This is a genomic window from Oceanicola sp. 502str15, assembly GCF_024105635.1.
Lineage (GTDB): Bacteria > Pseudomonadota > Alphaproteobacteria > Rhodobacterales > Rhodobacteraceae > Vannielia.
Genome location: NZ_WYDQ01000001.1, coordinates 4,122,459 through 4,138,484 on the forward strand (window position 1 = coordinate 4,122,459; position 16,026 = coordinate 4,138,484).

The 16,026-nt window shown below is 68.0% G+C and carries 17 protein-coding genes; 12 read left to right on the forward strand and 5 right to left on the reverse strand.

What is annotated here, in order from left to right:
- Positions 1 to 51: 51 nt before the first annotated feature.
- On the reverse strand, positions 52 to 1,014 hold the full coding sequence (locus tag GTH22_RS20300; RefSeq protein ID WP_252947405.1) for an acetyl-CoA carboxylase carboxyltransferase subunit alpha: 963 nt from the start codon (positions 1,012 to 1,014) through the stop codon (positions 52 to 54).
- Positions 1,015 to 1,143: 129 nt separating this feature from the next.
- Here GTH22_RS20300 and GTH22_RS20305 point away from each other — a divergent pair, with 129 nt between their 5' ends.
- Positions 1,144 to 1,977: a GyrI-like domain-containing protein gene (locus GTH22_RS20305; protein WP_252947406.1), complete on the forward strand. Its 834-nt coding sequence runs from the start codon at positions 1,144 to 1,146 to the stop codon at positions 1,975 to 1,977.
- Positions 1,978 to 2,057: 80 nt separating this feature from the next.
- Here GTH22_RS20305 and GTH22_RS20310 read toward each other — a convergent pair whose 3' ends face one another.
- Complete coding sequence (locus GTH22_RS20310) at positions 2,058 to 3,014, reverse strand: L-malyl-CoA/beta-methylmalyl-CoA lyase (protein WP_252947407.1); 957 nt, start codon at positions 3,012 to 3,014, stop codon at positions 2,058 to 2,060.
- A 272-nt stretch (positions 3,015 to 3,286) separates the two neighbouring features.
- On the opposite strand from GTH22_RS20310, the gene dgcN reads away from it, so the two are divergent.
- The 7 genes from dgcN to GTH22_RS20345 all read left to right on the forward strand — a co-directional run bounded on the left by dgcN (position 3,287) and on the right by GTH22_RS20345 (position 11,174).
- Complete coding sequence (dgcN, locus tag GTH22_RS20315) at positions 3,287 to 4,294, forward strand: N-acetyltransferase DgcN (protein WP_252947408.1); 1,008 nt, start codon at positions 3,287 to 3,289, stop codon at positions 4,292 to 4,294.
- A gap of 78 nt (positions 4,295 to 4,372) precedes the next feature.
- On the forward strand, positions 4,373 to 5,338 hold the full coding sequence (gene dgcA, locus GTH22_RS20320; protein ID WP_252947409.1) for an N-acetyl-D-Glu racemase DgcA: 966 nt from the start codon (positions 4,373 to 4,375) through the stop codon (positions 5,336 to 5,338).
- A complete protein-coding gene (locus tag GTH22_RS20325; RefSeq protein WP_252947410.1) occupies positions 5,335 to 6,111 on the forward strand; it encodes a metallophosphoesterase in 777 nt (258 codons plus the stop codon). The genes dgcA and GTH22_RS20325 overlap by 4 nt, the downstream gene beginning before the upstream one ends.
- Positions 6,108 to 6,929 carry a hypothetical protein gene (locus GTH22_RS20330; protein ID WP_252947411.1) on the forward strand — a complete coding sequence of 274 codons (822 nt, stop codon included), beginning with the start codon at positions 6,108 to 6,110 and terminating at the stop codon, positions 6,927 to 6,929. Before GTH22_RS20325 ends, GTH22_RS20330 begins: the two co-directional genes overlap by 4 nt.
- 2 nt (positions 6,930 to 6,931) lie before the next feature.
- Positions 6,932 to 7,786 carry a D-amino-acid transaminase gene (locus tag GTH22_RS20335; protein ID WP_252947412.1) on the forward strand — a complete coding sequence of 285 codons (855 nt, stop codon included), beginning with the start codon at positions 6,932 to 6,934 and terminating at the stop codon, positions 7,784 to 7,786.
- Between the two features lie 129 nt (positions 7,787 to 7,915).
- Complete coding sequence (locus tag GTH22_RS22300) at positions 7,916 to 10,435, forward strand: OmpA family protein (RefSeq protein ID WP_252947413.1); 2,520 nt, start codon at positions 7,916 to 7,918, stop codon at positions 10,433 to 10,435.
- A gap of 13 nt (positions 10,436 to 10,448) precedes the next feature.
- Positions 10,449 to 11,174 (forward strand): hypothetical protein, encoded by a 726-nt coding sequence (locus tag GTH22_RS20345; protein ID WP_252947414.1) that lies wholly within the window; start codon positions 10,449 to 10,451, stop codon positions 11,172 to 11,174.
- 258 nt (positions 11,175 to 11,432) lie between these two features.
- Here GTH22_RS20345 and GTH22_RS20350 read toward each other — a convergent pair whose 3' ends face one another.
- Positions 11,433 to 11,744, reverse strand: a complete 312-nt coding sequence (locus GTH22_RS20350; RefSeq protein WP_252947415.1) for a DUF1244 domain-containing protein — start codon at positions 11,742 to 11,744, stop codon at positions 11,433 to 11,435.
- A 29-nt stretch (positions 11,745 to 11,773) separates the two neighbouring features.
- Positions 11,774 to 12,517, reverse strand: a complete 744-nt coding sequence (locus GTH22_RS20355; RefSeq protein ID WP_252947416.1) for an N-formylglutamate amidohydrolase — start codon at positions 12,515 to 12,517, stop codon at positions 11,774 to 11,776.
- 138 nt (positions 12,518 to 12,655) lie between these two features.
- Between GTH22_RS20355 and pyk the strand changes: the two genes are divergently transcribed.
- Positions 12,656 to 14,101 carry a pyruvate kinase gene (gene pyk / locus GTH22_RS20360; protein WP_252947417.1) on the forward strand — a complete coding sequence of 482 codons (1,446 nt, stop codon included), beginning with the start codon at positions 12,656 to 12,658 and terminating at the stop codon, positions 14,099 to 14,101.
- Positions 14,102 to 14,224: 123 nt separating this feature from the next.
- Entirely contained in the window at positions 14,225 to 14,455 is a 231-nt protein-coding gene (locus GTH22_RS20365) for a hypothetical protein (protein WP_252947418.1), read from the forward strand.
- On the opposite strand, the gene GTH22_RS20370 is transcribed toward GTH22_RS20365, so the two are convergent.
- A complete protein-coding gene (locus tag GTH22_RS20370) occupies positions 14,452 to 15,144 on the reverse strand; it encodes a dienelactone hydrolase family protein (protein WP_252947419.1) in 693 nt (230 codons plus the stop codon). The genes GTH22_RS20365 and GTH22_RS20370 overlap by 4 nt on opposite strands.
- 208 nt (positions 15,145 to 15,352) lie before the next feature.
- Here GTH22_RS20370 and rpmI point away from each other — a divergent pair, with 208 nt between their 5' ends.
- Positions 15,353 to 15,553, forward strand: coding sequence for a 50S ribosomal protein L35 (gene rpmI, locus GTH22_RS20375; protein ID WP_252947420.1), 201 nt, complete (start codon positions 15,353 to 15,355; stop codon positions 15,551 to 15,553).
- A 12-nt stretch (positions 15,554 to 15,565) separates the two neighbouring features.
- Positions 15,566 to 15,928, forward strand: a complete 363-nt coding sequence (rplT, locus tag GTH22_RS20380; RefSeq protein WP_252947421.1) for a 50S ribosomal protein L20 — start codon at positions 15,566 to 15,568, stop codon at positions 15,926 to 15,928.
- Positions 15,929 to 16,026 lie beyond the last annotated feature (98 nt).

The following is a 16,026-nucleotide window of genomic DNA, read 5'->3' on the forward strand; positions in this document are numbered from 1 at the left end:
CGCCCTACGGCGCTCGCGGATGTGGTGAATGGGTGCCGGGCGTTCTGACCGCTAGGCGGCCAGCCCCTTGCTTCCCATCTTCAGGAACTTGTCGCGCCGATCCTTGCGGAGCTGCTTGCGGTTCTTGCCCTCGAGTTCCTTCAGCAGCGTCTGCACCGCGCCGCCGACGCGGGTGATGACCTCGGCCCGGTGGCGTTGCGCGCCGCCGAGCGGCTCCTTCACGATGTGGTCGCAGATGCCGAGCTGGGACAGGTCCTGGGCCGTCAGACGCAGGGCCTCGGCGGCTTCGCGCATCTTTTCGGCGTCTTTCCAGAGGATCGAGGCGCAGCCCTCGGGGGAGATCACCGAGTAGATCGAATGCTCGAGCATCGCGAGGCGGTTGGAGGAGGCGAAGGCCACCGCCCCGCCGGAGCCGCCCTCGCCGATCACCACGGAGACCATGGGCACCCCCAGTTCGAGGCACTTTTCGGTGGAACGGGCGATGGCCTCGGACTGGCCGCGCTCTTCGGCGCCCTTGCCGGGGTAGGCGCCGGGGGTGTCGACCAGCGTGACCACGGGCAGGTTGAAGCGGTCGGCAAGGTCCATCAGGCGGATCGCCTTGCGGTAGCCCTCGGGGCGGGCCATGCCGAAGTTGCGCTCGATCCGGGTTTTGGTGTCGTTGCCCTTTTCGTGGCCGATCACCACCACTGGGCGGCCTTCGAGCCGGGCCATGCCGCCCATGACGGCGTGATCGTCGGCAAAGTTCCGGTCACCGGCGAGAGGCGTGTATTCGGTGAAGAGCGCCTCGATGTAATCCTTGCAGTGGGGCCGGTCGGGGTGGCGCGCGACCTGGCATTTGCGCCAGGCGGAGAGGTCGCCGTAGAGCTCGGAGAGCAGGTCGGCGGCCTTCTTGTCGAGCCCCTTGGCCTCGTCCTCGACCTTCATCTCGGGGTTCGAGCGGGCCATCGCGCGCAGCTCTTCGGCCTTGCCTTCGATTTCGGCAAGCGGCTTTTCGAATTCCAGGTAGTTGGTCATTGATCCTCGCAGACTGGCCTCGCGGAGTGCTGCCCCTTCATATGGCGCAGGGACGCCGGGCTTGCAACAAAGCAAGATTTGTCAGATCGGCGGATGTTAGGGAGAGGCAGGGAACGGCGAGGGTGGGCAATGGATTACCGAAAGCGGATGGCGCGGGTGGAGCGCCATATCCTGACCCATCTGGACGAGGACCTGAGCCTTGATGCGCTGGCCGATGTGGCGGCTTTCTCGCGGTTTCACTTTCATCGGGTCTACACGCGGATGATGGGCGAGACCGTGGCCGAGACGGTGCGGCGCACCCGGCTGAACCGCGCGGCGGTGATGCTGGCCACCACGCGGCAGGCGCTGGAGGAGGTGGCGGGCATGTGCGGCTATCCAAACCCGCAGAGCTTTGCCCGCGCCTATCGCGCCGCCTTCGGCCAGACGCCATTGCAGACGCGCAAGAGCCGCGTGGCCCCTGTTTTGCTACTGCCAGAGAACGAAGGAGAACTTGCGATGTATGATGTCGAGATCCGCGAGGAGCCGGGGTTTTGCGGCGCTGCGCTGGCGCATTCCGGCCCCTACCAGGAGATCGGGCAGGCCTATGAGGGGCTGATCGCCCGCTGTCTCGAAGCCGGGCTGGGCGGGAAGATGGGGCAGTTGGTGGCGTGGTTCTGGGATGACCCGACGGCGGTGCCGGCCGACAAGCTGCGCTCCCATGCCGGGGTGATCCTGCCCGGTGGCGAGGCGGTGCCGGAGGGGTTGGACAGGGTGGAGGTGAAGCCCTGCGAGGTGCTGGTTGTCACCCACAAGGGGCCCTACACCGGGCTGCCCGAGGCCTGGGGGTTCATCTATGGCAAGGCGCTGCCGGAGAGCGGGCGGGAGCCTTCGCCGGATGAGGCGCCTTTCGAGCGCTACCTGAACAACGCGATGGACACGGCGCCGGAGGACCTGCTGACGGAGGTTGTGATGCCGCTGGCCTAGGCGGGCCGGGTGGCGGGACAAGTCCCGCCCTACGGTGCGGGGCTGGCGGCGGGAAGGCGGGACAAGTCCCGCCCTACGGGTCAGCCGGCGATGAGTTCGCTCTGCTTCACGATCACCTCGGCCTGTTTGATCGAGGCGATATCGACGAGGCGGCCCTTGTAGACGGTCGCGCCGGCGCCCTCCTTCTTGGCCTGTTCCATGGCGACGAGAATCTCGCGGGCCTCGGCCACGGCCTCTTCGGAGGGGGTGAAGACCTCGTTGGCCAGCGCCACCTGCTTGGGGTGGATCGCCCATTTGCCGACCATGCCGAGGGTGGCCGAGCGGCGGGCTTGGGCGCGGTAGCCTTCGTCGTCGGAGAAGTCGCCGAAGGGGCCGTCGACCGGGAGCACGCCGTGGGTGCGGCAGGCGGCGACGATGGCGGTTTGTGCCCAGTGCCAGGGGTCGGAGTAGTGGCGGGTTTCGCCGTGGAGCATGTAGTAATTCTCCTGCGTGCCGCCGATGCCGGTGGTCTGCATGCCCATGGAGGCGGCGAAATCGGCGGCGCCGAGGCTCATGGCCTCCATCCGGGGCGATGCGGCGGCGATCTCTTCGACATGGGCGAGGCCGGCGGCGCTTTCGATGATGACCTCGAAGCCGATCTTCTTGCTGCGGCCCTTGGCGGATTCGATGGCCGTGACCAGCGCGTCGACGGCGTAGATGTCTTCGGCGCAACCGACCTTGGGGATCATGATCTGGTCGAGCCGCTCCGAGGCGTTTTCGAGCAGGTCGACCACGTCGCGATACCAGAAGGGGGTGTCGAGCGAGTTTATGCGGACGGAGAGGCGCTTGTTGCCCCAGTCGACGTCACCGATCGCCTGAATGATGTTCTTGCGGGCCTCGGGCTTGTCGTCGGGGGCGACGGAATCCTCGAGGTCGAGGTTGATCACATCTGCTGCGGAGGCGGCCATCTTCTCGAAGATCGCGGGGCGGGAGCCGGGGCCGAAGAGCTGGCAGCGGTTGGGGCGCGAGGGCGGGGCGGGCTGGAGGCGGAAGGACATGGCGGCAGGTCTCCGGGTAATGAAATGTCGTGAGCGTCGGTGTGGGTGATAGATTGTTGCGTCGTCATCTGCAAGCCTGTTTGCGCCGCAGTGCAGCGATTCCGGGGGCTTGCGCTGGATTCTGCCTGATCGTCATGCGGGGCGCGAGAAAGTTGCGTGGCAATGTGGCGATGAGCGAAAATCTTGCGGACTGTCGGGCAAGGGCCGCGGAGAACGACACAAAATCCTTGAGCAGGAGGGTTAGGATCGCGCCAAACCAAGGAGCTTCACAGATGATCGAGACCCCCTATCTTCTTTTCCTCGGAGACGCGCCCGATGCCCTCGCTGCCAAGGTGGCACAGGGGATCAAGGACTGGCGGCCCGAAAACGCGGTGGGCCAGCTCAGTTTGCCGGGCTGCAAGGCCGACATGAAACTGACCGAGATGAGCATCGAGCAGGCGGTGGCGGCCGGGGCCAAGACGCTGGTGATCGGCGTGGCCAACCGGGGCGGCACCATCAGCCCGGCCTGGATGGAGGTGCTGGAGCAGGCGCTGGTGGCCGGGCTCGATCTGGCGAGCGGGCTGCACAACCTGCTCAAGCATGAGCCGCGCCTCGTGGCGCTGGCCGAGGAGCACGGGCGGCAGCTGCATGACGTGCGCATTCCGAGCGTGAAATACCCGATCGCCAATGGCGAGCCGCGCAAGGGGATGCGGCTGCTGGCGGTGGGCACCGATTGCTCGGTGGGCAAGATGTATACCACGCTGGCGATGGATGCGGAGGCGCGCGAGCGCGGGCTGAAGTCGAGCTTTCGGCCGACAGGGCAGACCGGCATCCTGATCACCGGCGAAGGCGTGCCGCTGGACGCGGTGATTGCCGATTTCATGGCCGGCTCCATCGAGTGGCTCACGCCCGATAACGACGCCGACCACTGGGACTTCATCGAGGGGCAGGGCAGCCTGTTTCACCCGAGCTACTCCGGTGTGACGCTGGCGCTGGTGCATGGTGGCGCGCCCGATGCGCTGGTGCTCTGCCACGAGCCGACCCGTCCGCACATGCGCGGCCTGCCGGGCTACGAGCTGCCGACGCTGGAGGCGCTGCGCGATGTGGCGCTTACCATGGCGCGGGTGGTCAACCCCGGTTGCGAGGTGATCGGCGTGTCGATCAACACCCAGCACATGACCGAGGAGGAGGCGCTGGCCTACATGGCCGATGTGGAGGCGCAGATGGGCCTGCCCACGGTGGACCCGTTCCGGCAGGGCGCCGCGCGGCTGGTGGATGCGCTGCCTGCGCCGAAGGGCTAGGGGTGCAGGAGGGGCGGGCGAATTGCCCGCCCTGATGGGCCGCGATAGGCTGACGCAACACGACATTCGGAGAGCTTCATGGAAATCACCGTCAAGACCGAGCAGTTTGCGCTGCGGGTGCCCTTCACCATTTCACGCGGGACCAAGGTGGCCGCCGATGTGGTGACGGTCGAGATCCGCGCGGGCGGGGCCGTGGGGCGGGGCGAATGCGTGCCCTATGCGCGCTATGGCGAGAGCCTTTTGAGCGTGACCGACCAGATCAAGGGGCTGCCCGGGAAGGTTGCGCGCGAGGATCTGCCGCGGCTGCTGCCGAGCGGGGCGGCGCGCAACGCGGTGGATTGTGCACTGTGGGATCTGGAGGCCAAGCAGCGCGGTGCCCGGGTTTGGGCGCTGGCGAGCCTGAAGGAGCCGGGGCCGGAGATCTGCGCCTATACGCTGTCGCTGGGCTCGGCGGAGGAGATGGAGCTGGCAGCGCGGGAGAACGCGCATCGTCCGCTGCTGAAGATCAAGCTCGGCACGCCGGAGGACATGCCCCGGCTGGAGGCCGTGCGGCGCGGCGCCCCGCGGTCGCGGCTGATCGTGGATGCGAACGAGGGGTGGAGCGCCGAGATTTACAGCGAGCTTGCCCCGCACCTGCTGCGGCTCGGGGTGAATCTCGTGGAACAGCCGGTGCCTGCCGATCAGGACGAGAGCCTCATCGGGCTTATCAAGCCGGTGCCGGTTTGCGCCGACGAGAGCTGCCATGACCGCGAGAGCCTGAAGCACCTGAAGGGCAAGTATGATGTCATCAACATCAAGCTCGACAAGACCGGCGGCCTCACGGAAGCCCTCGCGCTGAAGCGGGCGGCGATGGAAGAGGGCTACGGGATCATGGTGGGCTGCATGGTGGGCACCTCGCTGGGCATGGCCCCGGCGGTGCTTGCGGCGCAGGGCGTGGGCTTCACCGATCTCGACGGGCCGCTGCTGCTGAAGGAAGACCGGGTCCCGCCGCTGGCCTATGACGGGCACGGCGTGCATCCGAGCCAGGCGGCGCTCTGGGGATGAGGCTGCCCGCGGCACGCCTCCCCGATCCGCCGGGGCGCTTTGCGGTGATTGCCGACATCCACGGCAATGCCGATGCGCTGGCGGCGGTGCTGGCGGAGATCGACCGGGAGGGGCTGCGCTTTGTGGTCAACCTCGGCGACCATCTGAGCGGGCCGCTGGACCCGGCGGGCACGGCGGAGCTGCTGCTGGCGCGGCCCGAGATGGTGTGCATTCGGGGCAATCATGACCGCTACCTGCTGGAAAACCCGCTGGACCAGATGAGCGCGACCGACCGGGTGAGCCGGGAGGCGCTGGACGTGGCGGCGATGGGCTGGCTCAGGGCGCTGCCGGTGACGGCATGGCTGGGGGACTACGTGTATCTTTGCCATGCGCGGCCTGCACAGGATGACGCCTACCTGATGGAGGTCATCGACGGCGAGGGCGTGGCCGAGCGCCCCGCCGAGGCGGTTTCGGCCGATCTGGACGGCATCGACGCGGGGCTGGTGCTTTGCGGGCATTCGCACCTTCAACGCGCGATGGAGGTTGGCGGGCGGCTGGCGGTGAACCCCGGTTCGGTGGGCTGCCCGGCCTATAGCGACGACACGCCCACGCCCCATGCGGTGGAGACCGGCTCGCCCGAGGCGAAATGGGCCGTGGTTGCCCGCAGTCGGGAGGGCTGGGGCGTGGAGTTTCGCTCGACGCGCTATGACGCGGCGCGGATGGTGGCCATGGCGCGCGCCTATGGCCGCGAGGATTGGGCTCGCGCGGTGCGCACCGGGTGGATCCGGGGGTGAGCGCGGGGCCGGGCACCACCGGCGAGGGGCGGGTGATGGTGAGCGGCGCGGATTTCGATGCCGCGGCACTGCCCGCCGACCTCGACGCGCTTGCGATCTACGAGGTGCGGCGCGCCGATCTGCCCCGGCTGGCCGGGCTGGAGCGCCTGCCGCTGAAGCTGCTGGAGTTGCGCTGGATCTCGGCCCCCGACTTCACCGACATTCCGCTGCCTGCCGGGCTGGAGGAGCTGATCGTCTGGCACAGCCCCAAGCTGCGCAGTTGCGCGGGCATCACCCGGGCGCCGGGGCTGAAACGACTGCGGTGGTGGGACACCGGCCCGCTGGAAGACGCCTCGGCACTCGCGCAGTTGCCCGGGCTGCGGCGGCTGGAGCTTTCGGCCGGGATGAACCGCAAGCAGAAGCTCAGCAGCCTCGCCTTCCTGCGCGACCTCCGGCTGGAGGTGCTGCACCTGAACGGGATCGCGCCGCCCGATCTCGACATCACGCCGATCCTCGACATGGAGAGCCTGCGCGAGCTGGAGGTGCATGGCCCCGATTTCGAGCTCGAGAGCCTCGCCGCGCTCTGCGCCCGCTTTCCGGCGGTGTACGAGGAGATTGCGGCGCTCAAGTCCTATCCGCCCGACCTTGACCGCGCCTGCGAGCGCTGCGGCGGCGGGCTCAGCATGTTGTGGCTCAGGCGGCGCAAGTTCTTGTGGTGCAAGAGCTGCGAAGCCGGGCCGTTGGCGCGGGTTCTGGACCGTTTTGCCGCGCAGGTCGAGGCCGCTCGACAAGCCCGGGGTGGCGGCGTATCACCCGAAAACACCAGCAAGGAGCATTGAGAATGAGCCGGATCGTCTATGTGAACGGAGAGTATCTGCCGGAAGAGGAGGCCCGCGTTTCGGTCTTCGACCGGGGGTTTCTCTTTGCCGATGGTGTCTATGAGGTGACGACCGTTCTGGGCGGAAAGCTGGTGGATTTCGGCGGCCACGCCAAGCGTCTCTGGCGCTCGATGGCTGAGCTGGAGATGACCGCGCCCTGCACCGAGGAGGAGCTGCTGGAGATCCACCGCGAGCTGATCGCGAGGAACGGCTTTGAGGAAGGGCTGATCTACCTGCAGGTCACGCGCGGCGCGGCGGACCGCGATTTTGCCTATCCGGCCGAGGGCACCAAGCCGACGCTCGTGCTGTTCCATCAGGAAAAGCAGGTGGCCGACAGCCCGGCGGCGGGCAAGGGCGTGCGGATCGTGTCCATCCCCGACGAGCGTTGGGGGCGGCGCGACATAAAGACGGTGCAGCTGCTCTACCCCTCGATGGGCAAGATGGCGGCCAAGAAGGCCGGGGCCGATGACGCCTGGATGGTGGAAGACGGCAAGGTGACGGAGGGCACCTCGAACAACGCCTATATCGTGCGGGGCGGCACCATCATCACCCGTCAGCTTGGCACCGAGATCCTGCATGGCATCACCCGCGCCGCCGTGCTGCGTTTTGCCCGCGAGGCGCAGATGAAGGTGGAGGAGCGGCCCTTTACCATCGAAGAGGCGCAAGACGCGGACGAGGCCTTCATCACCTCGGCCTCGGCCTTCGTGATGCCGGTGGTCGAGATCGACGGCGCCAAGCTGGGCGAGGGCGCGCCCGGCCCGGTGGCCACGCGTCTGCGCGAGATCTACATCGACGAGATGCGCAAGGCCGCCGTTTGAGGCGAATGGCGGGTTTCACCCGCCCTGCCGCCGGTACGCTTCGGGCTTTGGTCTTGCAATGCCCGGGCGCTTGCGGTCACCATGCGGCAACGCCGAGGCGTGGATTTGAGAACCGGGAGATTTTTTGACGTGCGCAAGCTCTTGGGCGGTGCAGTTTTGGTGGGAGGCGTGCTGGCACTGGGGCTTTATGCCGGAGCACGCCCGGCCCATTCCATCGAGGACCGGGTAGGCGAACAGGCGGCTGCGGCGGTGCAGGGCGCGGTGCACGGACTCGCGGCCGAAGTGCGCGGGCGCGATATCGTGCTGACCGGGATGGCGGATGGCGAGGCCGAGCATGGCCGGGTGATGGCGGCGCTCGACGCCGTGCCGGGGCGCCGCGTGGTGCGCTCTGAGGCCGAGATCCTGCCGCTGGCCGACCCCTACAGGCTTCACGGGGCCCGCGGGCCGGGTGGCCCGGTGTGGGAGGGCAATGTGCCCAGCGAGGCGGCGCGCGCTGCCCTGTCGGAAGAAATCGGTGCCGAGGCGGCGGGCGGTCTGACCCTTGCCGCGGGCAGCCCCGCCGGTTGGGGCGATGCGGCAATGGTTGCGGCCCAGGCCCTTGCGCCTCTGGAACGCGGCGAGGTGACGGTGGAGGGGCAGTCCATAGTGCTTTCGGGCGTGGCGACCACGCCCAAGGAAGCCGGGGCGGCAGAGGCCGCGCTGCTGGTGCTGCCCGAGGGCTGGAGCGCCGAGACCGACCTGACGACGCTGGATGATGGCGCGCCCTTTGCCCTCGATATCGAGGCCGAGGACGGCAACGTGACATGGCAGGGCGGGAAGCTGCCGCTTTCGGTCGATCCGCTCGACCTCGACACCGCCTACGGGGCACCCGTGGCGGGGGATATCACCGTGTCGAAGATCGGACAGGGCGAGGCGGATTTTGCCGGGGCTGCGCAGGCCGGGATGATGGCGCTGGCGCATCTGATGCGCGGGCGGCTCCGGATCGAGGGGAAGACGCTGGCGCTGACCGGCCTTGCCGCCGACCCGAGCGCCGCCGCCGCCGCGCGGGCCGAGCTGGAGGGGTTGCCCGAGGCGGTGTCTCCGATGGTCGAGCTGGATCTGAACGATGACGGCAAGCCCTTTGCCCTCAGCCTCGTGAAATCCGCCGGCGGCCTTCAGGCAAGCGGCAAGCTGCCCGCCGCGATGCAGGACGATGACCTTGGCGCGCTGGCCAGGCAGCCGCTGCGGGGCGAGGTTGTGGTGGCCCGGATCGGCGCGGAGGAGGAGGTGTTTTCCTCCCTCGCACGGGCGGCGCTGAAGGCGATTGCCCCGATGAAGACGGCCGAGGTGGCGCTGGGCGAGGCGGGGCTGGATTTCGTGGCGCTGGCCCCCACGCCGAACGAGGCCGAAGAGGCGGAGGCGGCGCTGGCCCCCGTGGCCGGGCAGGTGCCGGTGTCGATCCAGATCGACGTTGAGGATGATGGCCAGCCCTTTGCACTGGTGGTCGACAAGTCGCCGGAAGGCGCGTGGAGCGCAAGTGGCAAGGTGCCCGCCGTGCTGGAGGGCTTCGACTACGGCGCTGCCGCCGGAGTCGCGGCGCTGGCGACGGAGGGGGTGAGCGTGGCGCGGATCGGCGGCGAGGCGCAGGGTTTTGCCGATGCGGTGCCGCCGGGGCTGGCGGCGCTCGCGGTGCTGAACTCGGGCCGGCTGACGGTGCGCGAGGGGGCGGTGGAGCTTGAGGGCGAGGCCGATGACCCCGCCATGGCGGCAGAGGCGGAGGCGGCGCTTTCGGCGCTGCCCGAGGGGTTTGCGCCCGCTCTGGCGCTGGAGCTGGTGGAGGACGGAACACCGCCGGCCTTCACCTTTTCTTACGCGGTGACGAATGGCGGCAGCCTGAGTGGCAAGCTGCCTGCCGGGCTGACCCCGACCGAGATTGCCGAGCTCGCCGGGCTTGGACAGTTGAGCGGCACGCCGGGACAATCGCGCGACGATGACACCGGGGCCGAGGCGATGCGGGGCGCGCTGGCGGCGCTGGGCCCCTGGCTGGGCGAGATCGAGGAGGTGGCGCTGGTTCTGGCCGAGGATGGCACGGTGAGCGCCGATGTGACCGCGAGCCCGGGCGTGGATGGCGAGCTGCTTCAGGCACGCCTCACCGAGGCACTGGGCGGCGCGGTGACGCTGGCGGTGGCGCAGGCTGAGGCTGCGGAAGGTGCGCGGCGCAGCAATCCGGCGACGGGTGAGCAGCAACAGCTTTCGGGCGGGGTCTGGCTGCCTGTGGTCGAGGGTCTCGACACCACGGTTGCGGGCTGCAACGCGGCGACCCAAGCGGCGCTGGAGGGCGAGCGGATCGGCTTTGTCACCGGGGCGTTCCGGCTGGATGCGGCCTCGTTCCGGGCGGTCAACGGCGTGGCTGCCGTGGCGCTGGCCTGCGCCGAGGCGGGCATGGTGCTGGAGCTGGGGGGGCACACCGATGCCACCGGCAATCCCGAAAGCAACAAGGCGCTGAGCCAGCGTCGCGCCGAGGTGGTGGCCGCCGCCCTGGTGGCACGCGGCGTGCCGCAGGCGGCCCTGAGTGCCGTGGGCTACGGCGCCGAGCAGCCGGTGGCCGACAACGAGACCGAAGAGGGACGCGCCGCAAACCGCCGCACAACCCTCGACTGGCGAGAGTAGAGAAGGACGCGAGATGTTTCAGAACTGGGGCTTTCTGCTCACCGAAATCTGGTTTCTGCTGATCCTCGCCGCGCTGGTGGGGTTGCTGGCGGGCTGGATCTTCTGGGGCAAATCGGTGCCGGTGGAGGCCGGGGACGGCGAGGAGGTGGATCGCGTGGCCTTCGACCAGGCTGTGGCCAACGAGCACCGGCTGCGGGCCGAGCGCGACGAGCTCGCCACCCGGCTGGACCGCTGCCGCAGCGATGGCGAAAAGAAAGACGTCCGGATGAAGGAAATGGAGGGCGAGCTGGACGAGTTGCGCGGCAAGGCGGCCTTCACCGCCCCGCTGGCCGCCTTCGAGGCCGATGACGACGAGATCCGCGCCTTCGACGAAACCTCCGGCACCCCCGCCGACCCGGTGGGCGCGCCCGACTACGATGGCGACGGTGTGCAGGAAGGCCAGGACGAGGGCTCTGCCCCCGCCACGCTGGACGCGCCGCGCGAGGGCGGTGCCGATGATCTGAAGAAGATCAAGGGCGTGGGCAAGAAGCTGGAGGCGCTGCTGCACTCCATGGGCTTTTTCCACTACGACCAGATCGCGGGCTGGACCTCGCAGGAGGTGGCCTGGGTCAATGCCAACCTGATCGGCTTCAAGGGCCGTGTGAGCCGCGACAACTGGGTGGAGCAGGCAAAGCTGCTGGCTGCCGGCGAGGACACCGCGTTTTCGAAGAAGGTCGACAAGGGCGGCGTCTACGACTGAGCGGGGCGCCCGGCTTTGGTGTTGCGCCGTGGGGGTTTCACACCCCCACACCCCCGTGGAGATATTTGCAGCAAGAAAATGGAGCGGGGCGGGGACAATTTGAATCGAATTGTCCATTTTCTTGCTTCAAATATCTCCCGCCGGAGGCCCAACTCTTTTTTGGTGCCGCGGTTCACCCCGTGAGTCGGCGGGGAGGCGCGGGGCGTGGCGGTTTGCTTCTGCCGAGCGCAGCGAGGCCACCGACAGCCCGCCCCGGGGTCAGCCCTTTGTGACGTTCTCGTCGAAGGACTTCTTGAAGGCCTCCTGCTGCGCGTCGCTGGCCTCGCCCTGGTTCTGCGCTTTCCAGTCGTCGTAGGGCATGCCGTAGAACAACTCGCGGGCCTCTTCCTTGCCCATCTCGATGCCGCGTTCGGCGGCGGCTTCCTGCATCCAGCGGGACAGGCAGTTGCGGCAGAAGCCGGCGAGGTTCATCAGGTCGATGTTCTGCACCTCGGGGCGTTTTTCCATCAGGTGCTTTTGCAGGGTGCGGAAGGCGGCGGCTTCGAGTTCGGTGCGGGTTGCGGTGTCCATGATCTTTCTCCTCTTTGGGGGCAGGTAGCTCAGAGCCCGGTGGTGGCCAGTGCGTCTTCCAGCATGGGGGCGAGCCGTTTGGCCCAGGCCGCCTGCTGGGCCTCGGTTTCGATCAGGTCCTGGCGCAGTTCGATCAGCACGTTGGGGCGGCCGTGTTGCAGGGCGTGGCGGTCGACCGCATCGCCGGGGAGGTGGCCGCCGTAGGGTTCGTTGTCGCCCACCACGAGGTCGCTCTCCTGGCGCAGGCGGGCGATGAGGGCATGGGCCAGCACCGGGTCGACGTGGGAGTGCAGCACGCCGATCTGCCAGGGTCGGGCCGGGCGACCCTTGAGCTTGGGGGTGAAGCTGTGGATCGAGCAGAGCACCGGAGCCGCGCGGCTGGCGAGCAGTGCGGTGAGCGCGTCGTGGTAGGGCCGGTAGCAGAGCGTCTTGCGCCGGTCCAGCTCTTCGGGGCCCGCGGCGCGGTTGCCCGGAATGATGGTGCCGTCATAGAGCTTCATCAGCAGGGTCGGGTCGTCTTCTCCGCGGTTGGGGTCGATCACCAGCCGGGAGAAGTTGGAGCAGATCGCGGGCCCGTTCAGCGCCTCGGCCAGCGCGAGGGTCACGCCGGCGGCGCCTGGGTCGAAGGCGATGTGGCGGGCCATCTCGGCGGCGGGCAGCCCGAGGCTGCCGCCGTTCACCTCGGCGGGCACGAAGTTTGTTGCGTGGTCACAAGTTACGCACCAGCGCCCGGGGCGGGCCTGTCCGTACAGGGAAAAGGGGTGATATGTCATGGCGGTGTTTTGATTTCGGATCACGCTCTGATAGGCAAGAGGCGACGGGTATGCCAGCGCAACCATGCGCGCGGCCCCTTCCCGTTGCTCGGGTTTAGCGCTAACACGGGTCGGAGACGCCATGAGGAGAGCCACGAGATGAAACGCAACCGCAACGTCAAGATCGTGGCCACGCTGGGCCCTGCCTCGGACACCTACGAGATGATCCGTGCCCTGCACGAGACCGGGGCCGATGTGTTCCGGCTCAACATGAGCCACGGCTCGCACGACGAGATCAAGGCGCGCCATGCGATGATCCGGCAGGTCGAGAAGGACGTGGGCCGCCCGATTGCCATTCTGGCCGACCTTCAGGGCCCCAAGCTGCGGGTTGGCACCTTTGCGGGCGACAGCGAAGAGCTGGTGGAGGGCGCGAGCTTTCGGCTCGATCTCGACCCGGCGGAGGGCGACTCCTCGCGGGTCTGCCTGCCGCACAAGGAGATTTTCGATGCGCTGGAGCCTGGATCGCACCTGCTGGTCAACGACGGCAAGATCCGCCTGAAGGTGACGGCATGTGGCAGCGATTACGCGGATTGCGAGGTGATTGCGGGCGGCACGATCAGCAACCGCAAGGGGGTGAACGTGCCCGATGTGGTGCTGCCGCTGGCGGCGCTGAGCGAGAAGGATCTGAAGGATCTGGAATTCGTCTGCGCGCTTGGTGTGGACTGGCTGGCGCTGTCGTTCGTGCAGCGCAAGGAAGACGTGTTGCAGGCCCGCGAGCTGGCCAAGGGCCGGGCGGCGATCCTGTCGAAGATCGAGAAGCCTGCGGCGGTGAAGGCCTTCGAGGAAATTCTGGAGGTCAGCGACGGGATCATGGTGGCCCGGGGCGACCTTGGCGTGGAGCTGCCGGTGCAGATGGTGCCGCCGATCCAGAAGCGCCTTGTGCGCACCACCCGCTCTGCGGCCAAGCCGGTGATCGTGGCGACCCAGATGCTGGAGAGCATGATCGACAGCCCGATGCCGACCCGGGCCGAAGTTTCGGACGTGTCGAACGCCATTTACGAGGGCGCCGATGCGATCATGCTCAGTGCCGAGAGCGCGGCGGGGCAGTATCCGATCGAGGCGGTCAAGACGATGGACGCCGTGGCGCAGGAGGTGGAGAGCGATCCGACCTATCGCGACGTGATCGAGGCGGCGCGGCGGATCGAGCGCTCCACCGTGGCCGATGGCATCGTGAGCGCGGCCCGCGAGATTGCCGAGGCCACCGAGATCAAGGCGATTGCCTGTTTCACCCAGACCGGCACCACCGGCTCGCTGGTGGCGCGCGAGCGCCCGCGGGTGCCGATCCTTGCGCTGACCAACAACATCGGCACCGCCCGCCGGCTGGCCCTGACCTGGGGCTGCACCTGCGCCGTAACGGCGCGGCTGGAGCGGTTCAAGCAGGCGGTTGTCAGCGGCGCGCGCAATGCCCGCGAGCTGGGACTGGCGACCGAGGACGACCAGATCGTGGTGACCGCCGGTGTGCCCTTCAACGTGCCCGGCTCCACCAACATCCTGCGTGTCGCCCCCTGCGCCGAGCGGCTGATCTTTGCCTCTGACCCGGAGTGATCGCCGCGCCACCCGAGCCATGCCCTGAACGGCCGACCGCGCAGGACGATTGATTTTTCTGCGCGGTGCCCGGATAGTTTCCGCTGAGGCAAGACGCGTGGCGAGCAGGTAAGGAGTGACAGGGTGAATATCGATCCCGATGTGATTTTCGTTATCGGAATGGTGGTCGGTCTGCTGGCGATCCCGGCGCTGATCGGCGCGTTCTCGGAGAGCCGCCCGCCGCGGGCGGCTGCGATCATGGTGCTGATATCGGCGGGGCTGGTCTCGGTCGCGGTGCTGCAGAAGCCCGGCGGCTACTCGGTGAGCGGCGCGCCCGAGGTGTTCATGAAGGTTGTCGGCGACATCGTGAACTAGAGCGTCGTTGCGAAGAGCTGCGCCGCCGCCGCCCAGGCGCGTTCGGTGGCGCGGGCGTCGTAGTGCTTGCCGCCGGCCTTGTCGTTTGCGCCCGGATTGGTAAAGGCATGGCCCACACCGCCCATGGCGAGGATCTGCCAGTCGGCCTCTGCCGCATCGAGCTCGGCGGCGAGGGCGAGGGTCTGCTCGGGGGTGGCCAGCGGGTCGTCCCAGCCGTGCAGCGCGAGGACCGAGGCCGGGAAGCGCGGGGCGCCGGGCCAGGTGGGTTTGTCGAAGAGGCCGTGGAAGCTGGCGACGGCCTTCACATCTTCATGGCCCATCCGGGCAAGGTCGAGCACGCATTTGCCGCCGAAACAGAAGCCGATGGCGGCGTGGTTGCCGTTGGTTTCGCCCGCGCCGCGCATCCAGTCGAGGGCCGCCTCGATCCGGCGGCGCAGTTCGGAGCGATCGGCGTTGAGGCCGTTCATCAGGGTGCGGCACTCTTCGGGGCCGTCGGGGGCCTTGCCGTAGGTGTCGGCCACGAAGGCGGCATAACCCATGGCGGCGAGACGCTCGGCGGCCGCCATCTCGATCGGGCCGCGCCAGGCGATGGAATGGAAGACCAGAACGCCGGGACGCGGGCCGCTGTGGGCCGGGTCGGTGACGATGGTGCCGGAAAAGCCCTCGTAGGTCTGGTCCTGGTGCTGCATTGTCGCTCCCTCGAATCATGCGTGCCGGCGCATGGTGCCACAGATGGTGGCGGGCGACAGGGGCGGGCATGGCCCCCGAGGCTCCCGACGCGATGAAACCCCTTGCCAGATGCGGGATTCGCCCCTATACGCCACCTCTCATCCGCGCGGGCGGGCCGAAAGTGGCATGCCTTCCTGCGCAAATACGACCAACTCATGGAGATGGCAAATGCCCAAGATGAAGACGAAATCGAGCGCCAAGAAGCGCTTCAAGGTGACGGCCAATGGCCGCATCAAGACGGCCCAGGCGGGCAAGCGTCACGGCATGATCAAGCGGAGCAACAAGTTTATCCGCAATGCGCGCGGCACCACCGTGATGAGCGACGCCGACGAGAAAATCGTCAAGAAAATGATGCCCTACGCCCGCTGAGGAGCCAGAGATATGTCCCGAGTAAAAGGTGGCACGACCACCCACGCCCGCCACAAGAAGGTAATCAAGGCCGCCAAAGGCTACTATGGTCGCCGGTCTACCAACTTCAAGACAGCCACGCAGGCCGTCGACAAGGCAAACCAATACGCCACGCGCGACCGCAAGAACCGCAAGCGCCAGTTCCGTGCGCTGTGGATCCAGCGGATCAACGCCGCCGTGCGCAGCCATGATGAAAGCCTGACCTACTCGCGCTTCATCAACGGCCTGTCGCTGGCCGGTATCGAGGTTGACCGCAAGGTGCTGGCCGATCTGGCCGTGCACGAGCCCGAGGCCTTCGGCGGTATCGTCGACAAGGCGAAAGCCGCTCTGGCCTGAGGCCGGACGCAGAGAATTTGAAAGGGCCGCCCTTCGGGGCGGCCTTTTTTGTTGTGCTGGCGGGGGCGGGGTAGAAGGCCCGCAGCGGGAGCGGGCGG